The 13,341-nt window shown below is 56.3% G+C and carries 10 protein-coding genes, 1 pseudogene and 1 riboswitch; of the genes and pseudogenes, 6 read left to right on the top strand and 5 right to left on the bottom strand.

Annotation, left to right across the window (positions count from 1 at the left end; all coding sequences use genetic code 11):
- Nucleotides 1–147: 147 nt before the first annotated feature.
- On the top strand, nucleotides 148–1,509 hold the full coding sequence (yegQ, locus tag A6013_RS11640) for a tRNA 5-hydroxyuridine modification protein YegQ (RefSeq protein WP_008500866.1): 1,362 nt from the start codon (nucleotides 148–150) through the stop codon (nucleotides 1,507–1,509).
- Nucleotides 1,510–1,757: 248 nt separating this feature from the next.
- On the top strand, nucleotides 1,758–2,657 hold the full coding sequence (gene yegS, locus A6013_RS11645) for a lipid kinase YegS (RefSeq protein WP_069733098.1): 900 nt from the start codon (nucleotides 1,758–1,760) through the stop codon (nucleotides 2,655–2,657).
- Between the two features lie 68 nt (nucleotides 2,658–2,725).
- On the opposite strand, the gene fbaB is transcribed toward yegS, so the two are convergent.
- Nucleotides 2,726–3,778, bottom strand: a complete 1,053-nt coding sequence (fbaB, locus tag A6013_RS11650) for a class I fructose-bisphosphate aldolase (RefSeq protein ID WP_008500869.1) — start codon at nucleotides 3,776–3,778, stop codon at nucleotides 2,726–2,728.
- Between the two features lie 250 nt (nucleotides 3,779–4,028).
- On the opposite strand from fbaB, the gene A6013_RS11655 reads away from it, so the two are divergent.
- From A6013_RS11655 to A6013_RS11665, 3 genes are read left to right on the top strand one after another with little or no spacing between them, the layout of a single operon-like run.
- Nucleotides 4,029–5,306, top strand: a complete 1,278-nt coding sequence (locus A6013_RS11655) for a nucleoside permease (protein WP_069733099.1) — start codon at nucleotides 4,029–4,031, stop codon at nucleotides 5,304–5,306.
- The gene (locus A6013_RS11660) at nucleotides 5,303–6,307 is read left to right on the top strand and encodes an ADP-ribosylglycohydrolase family protein (RefSeq protein ID WP_041909084.1); all 1,005 of its coding nucleotides are present in this window, start codon (nucleotides 5,303–5,305) and stop codon (nucleotides 6,305–6,307) included. The genes A6013_RS11655 and A6013_RS11660 overlap by 4 nt, the downstream gene beginning before the upstream one ends.
- Nucleotides 6,304–7,257, top strand: coding sequence for a PfkB family carbohydrate kinase (locus tag A6013_RS11665; RefSeq protein WP_063437104.1), 954 nt, complete (start codon nucleotides 6,304–6,306; stop codon nucleotides 7,255–7,257). The genes A6013_RS11660 and A6013_RS11665 overlap by 4 nt, the downstream gene beginning before the upstream one ends.
- Here A6013_RS11665 and A6013_RS11670 read toward each other — a convergent pair.
- Genes A6013_RS11670 through thiM form a run of 3 tightly spaced genes read right to left on the bottom strand, consistent with a single transcriptional unit; the run spans nucleotide 7,231 to nucleotide 9,587 of the window.
- A complete protein-coding gene (locus tag A6013_RS11670) occupies nucleotides 7,231–7,977 on the bottom strand; it encodes a GntR family transcriptional regulator (protein WP_028013821.1) in 747 nt (248 codons plus the stop codon). The two genes, A6013_RS11665 and A6013_RS11670, sit on opposite strands and share 27 nt — an antisense overlap.
- A gap of 42 nt (nucleotides 7,978–8,019) precedes the next feature.
- On the bottom strand, nucleotides 8,020–8,820 hold the full coding sequence (thiD, locus tag A6013_RS11675) for a bifunctional hydroxymethylpyrimidine kinase/phosphomethylpyrimidine kinase (RefSeq protein ID WP_028013822.1): 801 nt from the start codon (nucleotides 8,818–8,820) through the stop codon (nucleotides 8,020–8,022).
- Nucleotides 8,817–9,587, bottom strand: a complete 771-nt coding sequence (gene thiM / locus A6013_RS11680) for a hydroxyethylthiazole kinase (protein ID WP_069733100.1) — start codon at nucleotides 9,585–9,587, stop codon at nucleotides 8,817–8,819. The genes thiD and thiM overlap by 4 nt, the downstream gene beginning before the upstream one ends.
- A gap of 35 nt (nucleotides 9,588–9,622) precedes the next feature.
- A riboswitch (TPP riboswitch) is annotated at nucleotides 9,623–9,720 on the bottom strand.
- A gap of 211 nt (nucleotides 9,721–9,931) precedes the next feature.
- Here thiM and A6013_RS27300 point away from each other — a divergent pair.
- Nucleotides 9,932–10,192 carry a hypothetical protein gene (locus tag A6013_RS27300; RefSeq protein WP_175437384.1) on the top strand — a complete coding sequence of 87 codons (261 nt, stop codon included), beginning with the start codon at nucleotides 9,932–9,934 and terminating at the stop codon, nucleotides 10,190–10,192.
- A 52-nt stretch (nucleotides 10,193–10,244) separates the two neighbouring features.
- Here A6013_RS27300 and A6013_RS11685 read toward each other — a convergent pair.
- A pseudogene (locus A6013_RS11685) lies at nucleotides 10,245–11,305 on the bottom strand (IS3 family transposase).
- Nucleotides 11,306–13,341: the final 2,036 nt, after the last annotated feature.

The raw sequence follows: 13,341 nt of genomic DNA on the forward strand, positions 1-13,341 counted from the left end.
CCGGGTAAGGCGAAGCCGCCACCCGGCACAATAACTTTACCTCCCTGCCCCGCAGCGCTACAATGCCCGCCCTTAAAGTGGGGGATCTCCCCTTACCGCTGCACCTGGTGCACGCGGATCTGACCTGTCATCAGAACGAGAACAAACATGTTTAAACCGGAACTCCTTTCCCCGGCGGGAACGCTGCAAAATATGCGTTACGCTTTCGCCTATGGCGCTGACGCCGTGTATGCGGGCCAGCCGCGCTACTCGCTGCGCGTGCGTAACAACGAATTCAACCACGAGAACCTGCAGCTCGGCATCAACGAGGCGCATGCTCTGGGTAAAAAATTCTACGTGGTGGTCAACATCGCGCCGCACAACGCCAAGCTGAAAACGTTCATCCGTGACCTGAAGCCAGTAGTGGATATGGGGCCGGACGCGCTGATCATGTCGGACCCGGGTTTAATCATGCTGGTTCGGGAGAACTTCCCGGAAATGGATATTCACCTTTCCGTACAGGCTAACGCCGTCAACTGGGCGACGGTAAAATTCTGGAAGCAGATGGGGCTGACCCGCGTCATTCTGTCCCGCGAGCTTTCGCTGGAAGAGATCGAAGAAATCCGCACTCAGGTGCCGGACATGGAAATTGAAATCTTCGTTCACGGCGCGCTGTGCATGGCCTACTCCGGCCGCTGCCTGCTCTCTGGCTATATCAACAAGCGCGACCCGAACCAGGGCACCTGCACCAACGCCTGCCGCTGGGAATATAACGTCCAGGAAGGCAAAGAGGACGATATCGGCAACATCGTCCACAAGCATGAGCCGATTCCGGTGACGAACGTTGAGCCGACGCTGGGCATCGGCGCGCCAACCGACAGCGTGTTTATGATTGAAGAAGCCAAACGTCCGGGCGAGTACATGACCGCCTTCGAAGACGAGCACGGCACCTACATCATGAACTCAAAAGATCTGCGCGCCATCGCCCACGTTGAGCGCCTGACGCAGATGGGCGTGCACTCCCTGAAGATCGAAGGCCGCACCAAGTCCTATTACTATTGCGCGCGTACCGCACAGGTGTACCGTAAAGCCATCGACGATGCGGCGGCCGGTAAACCGTTCGATACCAGCCTGCTGGAAACGCTGGAAGGCCTGGCGCACCGCGGCTATACCGAAGGCTTCCTGCGCCGTCATACCCACGACGACTACCAGAACTACGAGCACGGCTACTCCGTTTCCGAACGCCAGCAGTTTGTCGGCGACTTCACCGGCGAGCGCAAAGGCGCGCTGGCGGCGGTGGCGGTGAAAAATAAGTTCACCAAAGGCGACAGCCTGGAGCTGATGACCCCGCAGGGCAACATGAACTTCACGCTGGAGCATCTGGAAAACGGCAAAGGCGAAGCGATTGAGGTTGCGCCGGGCGACGGACATACCGTCTGGCTGCCGGTTCCGGAAGAAGTGGAGCTGAAGTTCGCGCTGCTGATGCGTAACTTCAACGGTGAAAGCACCCGAAACCCACACGGCAAATAGTCAATCAGGGAAATTTTTTCGCGCTGGGATAATTCTTAGAATCGGATCACATACCGCTTCGTTCAATACGGGTATTATCCCCCCGCTGAAAAACATAACCCATAAATGCTAGCTGTACCAGGAACCACCTCCTTAGCCTGCGTAATCTCCCTTACGCGGGCTTATTTTTTGCCTTTCATCCTGTTCTTACCCGCTTTTTTCCTCTCTGCTATACACTCTTACTAACGCTAAAAAAGGGAGCAGCGAGGATGGCAACCTATCCAGACAGTTTATTGATTCTCAATGGCAAAAGTGCAGGCAACGATCCGTTGCGTCAGGCGATTATGGGTTTGCGTGACGACGGCGCACGTATCCACGTGCGCGTGACGTGGGAAAAAGGCGACGCGGCACGCTATATCAACGAAGGCTTAGCGTTAGGTATCAGCACTATCATTTCCGGCGGCGGCGACGGCACCATCAATGAGATCGCCTCTGCACTTATCGACCTGCCACCGGCAGATCGCCCGGTGATGGGCATATTACCGCTCGGCACCGCCAATGATTTTGCCACCAGCGCCGGGATCCCAGAAGATTTAGAGAAGGCGCTTCAGCTGGCGATCCTCGGCAAAGCCACCGCCGTGGATATCGCCCAGGTGAATGACAAAACCTGCTTTATCAATATGGCGACGGGTGGATTCGGCACGCGCATTACCAGCGAAACGCCGGAAAAACTGAAGGCGGCGCTGGGCGGCGTGTCATACCTGATCCACGGTTTGATGCGTATGGACACCCTCAAGCCGGACCGATGCGAAATTCGCGGTGAGGCTTTTCAGTGGCAGGGTGACGCGCTGGTGATTGGGATTGGCAACGGACGTCAGGCAGGCGGCGGACAGCAGCTCTGCCCGGAGGCGCTGATTAACGATGGTCAGCTACAGCTGCGCATTTTCACCGGCGACGGTCTGCTGCCCGCGCTGTTTACCACGCTGACGCAGCCGGAAGAGAGCCCGAATATCATTGACGGTAAATCGGCGTGGTTCGAGGTGAATGCGCCGCACGGGATGACGTTTAACCTCGACGGAGAGCCGCTGAGCGGTACGCAGTTCCGCATTGAGGTATTACCTGGCGCGCTGCAGTGCAGGCTGCCGCCGGACTGTGTGCTTTTGCGCTGATGTTTCACACGGTGCGCGATGATGCCCTCACCCCAACCCTCTCCCACGGGGAGAGGGAGATGGAGACGTCAGGCAATTGTGACTTTACTGTCCAGATAGACGTCCTGAACCGCATTGATCAGCTTCACGCCGTCGGCCATTGATTTCTTGAACGCCTTACGGCCAAGGATCAGCCCCATGCCGCCCGCGCGTTTGTTGATAACCGCCGTACGCACCGCATCGGACAGGTCAGTATCGCCGCCCGCCGCGCCGCCGGAGTTAATCAGCCCTGCACGACCCATGTAGCAGTTCGCCAGCTGGTAGCGCACCAGGTCGATCGGGTTATCGCTGGTCAGCTTGCTGTAGACGCGATCGTCGGTGTAGCCAAAGTTCACCGCTTTATAGCCACCGTTATTCTCCGCCATTTTCTGCTTCACGATGTCCGCGCCGATGGTGGCCGCCAGATGGTTCGCCTGGCCGGTCAGGTCGGCGGAGACGTGATAATCCACCCCGTCTTTTTTGAACGCCGAGTTACGCAGGTACGCCCACAGCACGGTCACCATACCCAGCTCGTGCGCGCGCTCAAACGCTGCGGAGATCTCTTCAATCTGACGACGGGACTGTTCAGAGCCGAAGTAAATCGTCGCCCCGACGGCCACCGCCCCCATGTTGAACGCCTGCTCGACGCTGGCGTAGAGGGTCTGGTCATACTCGGTGGGGTAGCTGAGAGTTTCGTTGTGATTCAGCTTCACGAGGAACGGAATGCGGTGGGCATAGCGACGCGAAACCGAAGCCAGCACGCCGTAGGTGGAGGCTACACAGTTACAGCCCGCTTCAATCGCCAGCTCAACAATGTTCTTCGGATCGAAGTAGAGCGGGTTCGCCGCGAAAGAGGCGCCCGCCGAGTGCTCAACGCCCTGGTCCACCGGCAGAATAGAGAGATACCCGGTACCGCCGAGCCGTCCGGTATTGTAGAGGGTCTGCATGTTTCGCAGAACCGCAGGCGGACGGTTGTTATCCACCATCACGCGGTCAACGTAGTCGTGACCAGGCAGGTAAAGCTGGTCGGCTGGAATGGTCATACAACGATGCTGTAAAAGGCTGTCGGCGTCTTTGCCAAGCAACTGCGCAATATCAGTCATGTGATACTCCCGTAAATCCGACGTCGTGTCGGTGTGTGTTTATCCAGTCCCATCTTTTATGGGCAGACTAAGCCTGGTACCGACTTAACAGATTTTCCACCATATGCATTTTTTTTCAGCACAATCTGCTGGCTCGATTCGTGTACAACAAAACTGTTACATTGATCAAACAATCGCCACAAAGGTATTTAAAAGGTATTATTAAGTGGTATGTTAAAGGCGTACCTTATCTGGCATGCAGGATTAAAAAATGAAAACGAAAGTCCAACTGTCATTCATGATGTTTGTTGAATGGTTTATCTGGGGCGCGTGGTTTGTGCCATTGTGGCTGTGGCTGAGCAAAAGCGGGTTTACCGCCGGGGAAATTGGCTGGTCTTACGCCTGTACCGCGATTGCCGCGATCCTCTCTCCTATCCTGGTCGGCTCGCTGACGGACCGCTTCTTCGCCGCGCAGAAAGTCCTGTCGGTGCTGATGTTCGCCGGCGCGATCCTGATGTACTTCGCCGCGCAGCAAACCCAGTTCAGCACCTTCTTCCCGCTGCTGCTGGTCTACTCCCTGACCTATATGCCGACCATCGCGCTGACCAATAGCATTGCCTTCGCGAACGTGGACGACGTTGAGGCTGATTTCCCGCGTATCCGCGTGATGGGCACTATCGGCTGGATCGCCTCGGGGCTGGCGTGCGGGTTCCTGCCACAGATGCTCGGCTACAGCGATATTTCCGATACCAATATTCCGCTGCTGATGACCGCAGCCAGCTCCGCCCTGCTCGGCGTCTTTGCCCTGTTCCTGCCGAACACGCCGCCGAAAAGTACCGGCAAGCTGGATTTCAAAGTCATGCTGGGGCTGGATGCGCTGGTCCTGCTGCGCGACAAAAACTTCCTGGTGTTCTTCTTCTGCTCGTTCCTGTTCGCCATGCCGCTGGCCTTCTACTACATCTTCGCCAACGGCTATCTCACCGAAGTGGGGATGAAAAACGCCACCGGCTGGATGACGCTCGGCCAGTTCTCTGAAATCTTCTTTATGCTCGCCCTGCCGTTCTTTACCAAACGCTTTGGTATTAAGAAGGTCTTACTGCTGGGCCTGATTACCGCCGCCATCCGCTACGGCTTCTTTATTTACGGTGGCGCTGAACAGTACTTCACCTACGCCCTGCTGTTCCTCGGGATCCTGCTGCACGGCGTGAGCTATGACTTCTACTACGTGACCGCGTACATCTACGTGGATAAAAAAGCGCCGGTGCACATGCGCACCGCCGCGCAAGGCCTGATTACGCTGTGCTGTCAGGGGTTTGGTAGCCTGCTGGGTTACCGCCTGGGCGGCGTGATGATGGAAAAAATGTTCGCTTACAAAGAGCCGGTGAATGGGCTGACCTTCAACTGGGCCGGAATGTGGACATTTGGTGCAGTCATGATTGCCTTGATTGCCGTGCTGTTTATGCTGTTTTTCCGCGAATCGGATAAAGAGATCACCGCAATTGAGGTGGTTGATGGCGATACCGCGCTGACACAAGGGGAAGTTAAATGAAACAAGACCGTATTCTCGGGGCCCTTTACGGCCAGGCGTTAGGGGATGCGATGGGCATGCCGTCGGAGCTGTGGCCGAGAAAGCGCGTCAAGGCGCACTTCGGCTGGATCGACCGCTTTTTACCCGGCCCGGCAGAGAATAACGCGGCCTGCTATTTCAAACAGGCAGAGTTCACCGATGACACCTCGATGGCGCTGTGCCTGGCCGATGCGATCATCGAGTGCGACGGGGAGATTAACGCGGACGTTATCGGCAAGCATATCCTGAACTGGGCGCTCGACTTCGACGCGTTCAACAAGAACGTGCTCGGCCCGACCTCGAAAATCGCGCTTAACGCGATTCGTGACGGGAAGCCGGTCAGCGAGCTGGACAACAACGGCGTGACTAACGGGGCGGCGATGCGCGCCTCCCCGCTGGGCTGCCTGCTCCCGGCGACGCGGCTGGAGCACTTTGTGGACCAGGTGGCGCAGGCCTCCAGCCCGACGCATAAATCGGATCTCGCCATTGCCGGCGCGGTGGTGATTGCCTGGGCGGTTTCCCGCGCCATCGACGGGGAACGCTGGCAGAACATCGTCGATGCCCTGCCGGGGATCGCCCGCTATGCGCAGGAGGCGAAAACCACCACCTTCAGCGCGTCGCTCGCGGCGCGCATTGAGTTGGCGCTTAAGACCGTGCGGGACGCCAACGGCATCGACTCCGCCAGCGAGCAGATTTATCAGCTCACTGGCGCAGGTACCAGCACCATTGAGTCCGTTCCGGCAGCCATCGCGATGGTGGAGCTGGCGGGAACCGACCCGAACCGCTGCGCCATTTTATGCGCCAATCTGGGTGGCGATACCGACACCATTGGCGCGATGGCGACGGCCATCTGCGGCGCGCTCCACGGCGTGCAGGCCATTGACCCGGCGCTCAAAGCCGAACTCGACGCCGTTAATCAGCTCGATTTCGGTCACTACTGCGAAAAACTGCTGCACTTCAGGGAGCAAAGGGAGGGCGTATGAATGCATTTGCCCAACGTCTCGACACCCTGCACGCCACGCGCCCGGTGACGGTGTTGGGCGCGGCGGTGATTGACGTCATCGCCGACGCCTACGCCCTGCCCTGGCGCGGGTGTGATATCGAGCTTAAACAGCAGGGGGTGAATATCGGCGGCTGCGCGCTGAATATCGCCATCGCCCTGAAACGGCTCGGCATTGCGGCGCAAAACGCCCTTCCCGTCGGCCACGGCGTGTGGGCGGATATTATCCGTAACGCAATGGCGAAGCAGGATCTGCACAGCGCCGTGGAGGCTGAAACCGGCGACAACGGCTGGTGTCTGGCGCTGGTGGAGCCTGACGGCGAGCGCACCTTTATGTCCTTTAGCGGCGTCGAGAACCAGTGGCAGCAGCGCTGGCTTGACGAGCTAAACGTCCCGCAAAATAGCCTGGTTTATCTCTCCGGCTACCAGCTGGCCTCGCCGTGCGGCGAGCTGCTTACGGGCTGGCTTGAAGGGCTGGAGGACGTGACGGCGCTTATCGATTTCGGCCCACGCATCGCGGATATCCCCGACGCGCTGATGGCGCGGATTATGGCCTGCAGGCCGATCGTGTCGCTTAATCGTCAGGAAGCGGAGCTCGCTGCTGAAAGGCTGGGCGTTGAGGCTGAAAACCTGGGCGAGGAGTGGCAGCAGTGCTTCGGCGCCGCGCTGATTGTGCGGCATGATAAAGACGGGGCTGCCTGGTATGATGGCGACGCATCGGGCGTTGTTCCGGCGTTTCCCGCCACGGTAGTGGACACCATTGGCGCTGGCGACAGCCACGCGGGCGGCACGCTTGCCGGGCTGGCGGCGGGATGGTCGCTGGCAGACGCCGTTCTGCTGGGGAATGCCGTGGCGTCCTGGGTGGTGAGCCATCGCGGCGGCGACTGCGCGCCCACTCGTGAGGAATTACTCCTCGCACACAAAGACGTATAGGTCGCTGCGACAGTAGCTGATGCTGTACTCAATCGGCCGGTGCTGCTGGTCAAGCGCAACCTGCTTGATCACCAGCACCGGTATTTTTTCGTCCATCTTAATGTGAGCCTGAAACTCGCTGTCCGGCATGCGGGCGCTAACCCGTGAACGGGTGCGCTGCGGGAAGATATTCTGACTGCGGAAGTAGTCGTACAGCGAAATTCCTATCGCATCCGGTTCGGGAATGAGCCCAACCGGCACCCAGGACTCTTCAATTGACACCGCATCGTCATCCACATAGCGAATACGCTTCAGCAAAAAGACGTCGCTGTTCGGCTCCAGCGACAGGTGGCCCGCCACCTCTTCCGGGCATTTCACCACGCGTTTATTGACCCACAGCGTATTAGGCGTTTTACCGCGTAGCACCACCTGCTGAGAGAACCCGCGCGCTTCCTTGAGCGAGTATTCGAAGATGTTGTTAATTTGCGTGCCGTAACCCCGGGCACGCGTGACAACGCCCTCGGCTTCCAGCGCCTGCATCGCTTTGCGCACGGTGATCCGCGACACGCCGGTTAACTGGCTCAGATCGCGCTCGCCGGGCAAAATGTTCCCGTGCTCCAGCACGCCGCTGCGCACCGCGTTTTTTACCGTTTCGGCAAATTTCAGGTACAGCGGCGTGTTGTCAGGCGCGGCGATCCGTTCAGTCAGTTGAGCGATTAACCGGGTATGCGCTTGTTCCATCTCTGTTTTCTCAGGCGTGGTGTTTCTTGCCAGTATACTGGGTTACCACCACGCATGAAAATGATGAACCGGCCCAATACCGTGACCGACTTCCAGAGTATCGGCTTTTGCCAGCGCCGCCGAGAGCCAGATTTTCGCTTCTCGCACCGTATCAGCCCAGCCGTCATGCCGCGGGCGCAGCGCCGCCAGCGCGGCGGAGAGGGTGCACCCCGTGCCGTGGGTGTTTTTGGTCTGTACGCGCGGAGCCGTAAAACGTTGCTCGCCGTCGCGGGTAAAGAGCCAGTCCGGGCTTTCAGCGTCATCCAGATGACCGCCTTTCATCAGCACCGCCCCGCAGCCCATCGCCAGCAGCGCATACCCCTGCTCTTTCATTTCGCGTTCAGTTTGTGCGTGCGACGTGCCTAACAGCGCGGCGGCTTCCGGCAGATTGGGCGTGATAAGCGCCACCTGCGGCAGCAGCTTATTGCGCAGCGTCTCAACGGCGGAGGCGGAGAGCAGCGGATCGCCGCTTTTTGCCAGCATGACGGTATCCAGCACCACGTTTTGCACCTGATAGCGTTTAAGCCGCTCGGCCACCGCCTCCACAATGTCCGTTTCGGCCAGCATGCCGATCTTGGTGGTATCAATCCGCACGTCGCTGAACACCGAATCCAGCTGCGCGGCAACAAAATCCGGCTCGATACGGTAGACCGACTGCACGCCGCGCGTGTTTTGCGCTACCAGCGCGGTAATCACCGAGCAGCCATACGCGCCAAGGGCCGAGAAGGTTTTCAAATCGGCCTGGATGCCCGCGCCGCCGCTGGGGTCGGTGCCGGCAATGGTCAGGGCGTTAATCCGCTTCATGCCTGCTCCTCCAGCGTGTAGAGCGCGTCGAGGAACGCGCAGGTAAAACTGCCTGGCCCGCGCGAGCGCGCAACGGCTGCCGTTCCGGCGCGCTTCATCCATCCGCAGGCGGCGGCAACGTTATCCAGCCGGTCCCCCGGCAGCGAGCAGCTCGCCGCCACAACGGCAGAAAGCGCGCACCCGGTTCCCACTACGCGCGTCATTAACGGGTCTCCGCCCGTTACCGTTCGGGTCCGTTCTCCGTCAGTGATGTAGTCCACCTCGCCGGTGACCACCACAATGGCATGGGTCTGGCGGGCCAACGCCTGAGCGGCAGGCAACGCGCTGGCGGCGGTGTCGGTGGTATCAACGCCGCGCCCACCCGCGCTCATTCCGGCCAGAGCCAGGATTTCGGAGGCGTTGCCGCGAATGGTGGTCGGGTTCAGGGCCAAAATTTGATGGCAAAAACGGGTGCGGAACGTCAGGGCACCCACCGCAACCGGGTCCAGCGTCCAGGGTTTACCTGCCGCCACCGCGCTCTCAATTGCCCGACGCATCGACTGGGCGCGCGGTGCGGTCAGCGTGCCGACGTTGATTAACAGCGAATCAGCTATCGCGGCAAACTGTTCGGCCTCTTCGGCCTCAATCACCATCGCCGGGGATGCGCCAAGGGCCAGCAAAACGTTGGCCGTAAAGGTCTGTACGACGTCATTGGTCATACAATGAGTCAGCGGAGAACGGGTACGGAAGTGGTGTAAAACGTGTAAATCGAGCAGGTCAGGCTGCATGGGTTCGCTCCTGCCTTGCGTGAAGAAGCGATGACCGGGAAGGCATCTGACTTCCCTACGCTGGCATTATCCAGATCAGGTAATACGGGTATTTCTCAGCCTTCAACGAAGAAGGGCACCCCGAGTCAAATAAAACAAAATCAAAAGCTTGCGATTAATGATCCTCATTAATCCCTGTTCAGGATAGTAATGCCAGCGGGAAGTCTTGTAAACGGCAAAAGCGGCCCTTTTGGGCTGTGTGTGACAGGATGAGTGACAGTTTGTGTGACACAAGTATCCATCCATTCCTTAGACTCAAGCCGTCTCGAGTATTAAAATATGGAAAATTAACTCGAGAGAGCATTATGCCAAATTCACCAGTCCTAGAATTACAGGAGCTTGCTAGTAGTAGAACGAATGATATTGTGGATGTTCTTCTTAAAGCCAAGATGATAGCAGTGAAGCCTGGACTTAATGACCTCAGCGAATGGTTAAAATTTGAGATTGATGGTTATCCTAACGCTCAGAATTTGCCTGAATATAGGATTGGAAGAGGTAGCGTCAAAGCTTTGAACCCCGTACGAGGTTGTGACCTGCCCCCAGTATTAGATACAACCATCAGTTAGTAATGTCGGTTTGTTTACCTTCACATTTTCCATTCCGCCACCGTGCTGCAAACTATGATGGCGTCTGATAATTCAGTGCTGAATGTGGACGACATTCGTTATAATCCTGCCGCCAGTCATTAATGACTTTCCCTGCGTGAACGATATCACTGAACCAGTGCTCATTCAGACATTCATCTCGAAATCGTCCGTTAAAGCTCTCAATAAATCCGTTCTGCGTTGGCTTGCCCGGCTGGATTAAGCGCAGCTCAACACCATGCTCAAAAGCCCATTGATCCAGTGCGCGGCAGGTGAACTCCGGCCCCTGGTCAGTTCTTATCGTCGCCGGATAGCCTCGAAACAGTGCAATGCTGTCCAGAATACGCGTGACCTGAACGCCTGAAATCCAGAATGCGATGGTAATTGTCAGGCACTCCTTCGTGAAGTGGTCCACACAGGTCAGGCACTTGATCCTGCGACCGGTGGCGAGCGCGTCCATGACAAAATCCATCGACCAGGTCAGGTTGGGCGCCGCCGGGCGGAGCAGAGGCAGACGTTCTGTTGCCAGTCCTTTACGACGCCGTCTGCGTTTTACGCCCAGCCCTCTAAGATGATAAAGGCGGTACACGCGCTTGTGATTAACATGAAGGCCCTCACGGCGCAGTAACTGCCAGATGCGGCGGTAACCAAAACGCCTGCGCTCCAGTGCCAGCTCATTGATGCGCCCTGATAAATGCGCATCAGCCGCCGGACGCTGAGCCTCATAGCGACAGGTCGACAGGGACAAGCCTGTAAGCATGCAGGCACGACGTTGCGACAGACCGGTCGCATCACACATCAATACCACGGCTTCCCGCTTCTGGTCTGTCGTCAGTACTTTCGCCCCAGGGCCACCTGAAGTGCCTCCTTATCCAGCATGGCTTCGGCAAGCTGCTTCTTGAGTCTGGCGTTCTCTTCCTCAAGCGATTTCAGGCGCTTAACCTCGGGCACCTCCATACCGCCATACTTCTTACGCCAGGTATAATAGGTGGCGTCGGAAATGGCGTACTAGCGGCAGAGCTCACGGGCAGAACCCCCTGCTTCAGCTTCGCGGAGGATACTGATGATCTGTTCGTCGGAAAAACGCTTCTTCATGGGGATGTCCTCATGTGGCTTATGAAGACATTACTAACAGCGCGGTGTATTAATCAACAGGGAGCAGGTCAGTGTCGCCCTTACGATATTCGCTACACACCCCGTGAAATAATTAGCGTACAAACCATTATACCTGACAGATCATCAATAGAGCCGGGGATATTTCTTTTTACTTCAGCTTTATTCAGTAACAAATTTGTCCACTTTTGAACGTTTGGCTTATGTCATAAGCGGTGTATTATGAGCAAATAACCATCATAAATCTAGGGATAGAAGGATGAAAATGGTATTGCCTGTTGATGGCTATCGTTCAGCAACAGAGTTCATGGAGGCCTTACAGGGCAGTGAGGGAGATACTCACTGGTTGATGAAGAAGGCCGAACACTGGCATGGTGGAATCCATATTTATGACNCTAGGGATAGAAGGATGAAAATGGTATTGCCTGTTGATGGCTATCGTTCAGCAACAGAGTTCATGGAGGCCTTACAGGGCAGTGAGGGAGATACTCACTGGTTGATGAAGAAGGCCGAACACTGGCATGGTGGAATCCATATTTATGACAGTTTTGCGGCTAATGCTGTATTTAAACCCGACAGCCACGGTCTGAAATGCATGGCTGATGGTCAGGTGGTCGCCTGGCGATTAAATGATGATTACCAGACAGCACCGTTCAAAAAGAAGATGCTGAARTTCAGCACCACCTTTGTTCTCATCAAGTCAACCTGTACCCCTGATAAGGACAAACCCAATAACGCGCTGGATTTCTACACTCTGTGGATKCAGATAGCTCCGCTTTCTGAGTATGGGGTTACGGACACACCGACAGCCACCGTGACCGCCAGCGCATTGAAAATCCGTCAGGACAACACATTTTCGGGCTGGATGCGTAACGGAATGTCCCAGGGGATAAACGTTCCCCGCGATGCATTGCGTCACTATGAAGCTCCACAGGACACGCATACTACATTACCGCGCGGTTCAGTCGTAGAGATTGAACAAGAGGCGACTTTTATTCTTAACGGCAAACCGGCTCCATTYATTTTCATTACTGTTGTGTCAGTCCCCGAAGGAGCTAAAACCGGATTATCTGTCGGAGAGTCTGGCTGGATTTCTGGGTTGGATAAGTTTGTTAAGAGACAAGACATTACATTACCAGCGTGGATGCAGGAAGCACGTAAACATGGCGTATTTAATGAGGTCGTAACGGTATCCGTGGAAGATGCACTTCCGATTAAGGCCGGGGATGTTATAGGTCACCTTAGCCTGAACGAACAACCGTATGGCAATYCTCAGTATTTCTGTCATCTGGAAGTATTCAGCCAGGATGCAMGAATGAAGGATTTTCTGACAAATAAGGCTGGCGTGACAAAAGGAGTCGCAGAACTGCATACTCTGGCGGATAAAATGCGCTGGCAGCATCGTGACAGAGATAATTCCTTTGTCGTGGCTGGTGTCGGCGRTGACCCTTCGCCAACAACAGCAGAGCGTTACACTCCCGAAACTCAGTGCCGCCGACTGGAGGCCGACGGAAAAACCTGGTATTACATTCCCGGCGAGCTGGCATGGATGGCGGCGGAAGATGTGGAGAGGGCAAATCAATTTGATCTTGAAAAACGGGGATTTATACCTCTGGAAGAGGAGGRCGCCCCACAGAGCATTTTCCAGACTCCCAGAGAAAGCTGGCTACGACAAGCGTTCGGACGTCTTGAAGAATTAGCCAGGGGCGAAACACGGGATATGTATTCCTCCAGCTACACCGAAAAGTATCAGAAGCTGCTAAAGCAGATGGATTCAAACCAGGATGGTGTAATCGATGCAGGTGAACTGTGGCGGTTTCTGCACAACCGTCAGCCACATATCCAGTATCAGGTGCAACGCCTGGTGGTGAAGCATCACAGCGAATGGCTTAAAGACGGTACATCAGCTCTTTGGCAGGCAGCGCTTGATGAACAGGCGAAGAAATATCCTGATCTGGCACTATTCAACCGTGACTTCATCAATAAACTGGTGTGGATGAAGGATGTACCAGAGATCC

This window comes from Enterobacter sp. IF2SW-B1 (genome assembly GCF_001743375.1).
GTDB lineage: Bacteria > Pseudomonadota > Gammaproteobacteria > Enterobacterales > Enterobacteriaceae > Enterobacter > Enterobacter bugandensis.

What these genes read in the sequence shown, in the direction of transcription:
- yegS (WP_069733098.1), top strand. Translation starts at nt 1,758, where the DNA reads ATGGCAACCTATCCAGACAGTTTATTGATTCTCAATGGCAAAAGTGCA.
- A6013_RS11660 (WP_041909084.1), top strand. Translation starts at nt 5,303, where the DNA reads ATGAAACAAGACCGTATTCTCGGGGCCCTTTACGGCCAGGCGTTAGGG.
- thiD (WP_028013822.1), bottom strand. Translation starts at nt 8,820, where the DNA reads ATGAAGCGGATTAACGCCCTGACCATTGCCGGCACCGACCCCAGCGGC.
- fbaB (WP_008500869.1), bottom strand. Translation starts at nt 3,778, where the DNA reads ATGACTGATATTGCGCAGTTGCTTGGCAAAGACGCCGACAGCCTTTTA.
- A6013_RS11665 (WP_063437104.1), top strand. Translation starts at nt 6,304, where the DNA reads ATGAATGCATTTGCCCAACGTCTCGACACCCTGCACGCCACGCGCCCG.
- A6013_RS11655 (WP_069733099.1), top strand. Translation starts at nt 4,029, where the DNA reads ATGAAAACGAAAGTCCAACTGTCATTCATGATGTTTGTTGAATGGTTT.
- yegQ (WP_008500866.1), top strand. Translation starts at nt 148, where the DNA reads ATGTTTAAACCGGAACTCCTTTCCCCGGCGGGAACGCTGCAAAATATG.
- A6013_RS11670 (WP_028013821.1), bottom strand. Translation starts at nt 7,977, where the DNA reads ATGGAACAAGCGCATACCCGGTTAATCGCTCAACTGACTGAACGGATC.
- A6013_RS27300 (WP_175437384.1), top strand. Translation starts at nt 9,932, where the DNA reads ATGCCAAATTCACCAGTCCTAGAATTACAGGAGCTTGCTAGTAGTAGA.
- thiM (WP_069733100.1), bottom strand. Translation starts at nt 9,587, where the DNA reads ATGCAGCCTGACCTGCTCGATTTACACGTTTTACACCACTTCCGTACC.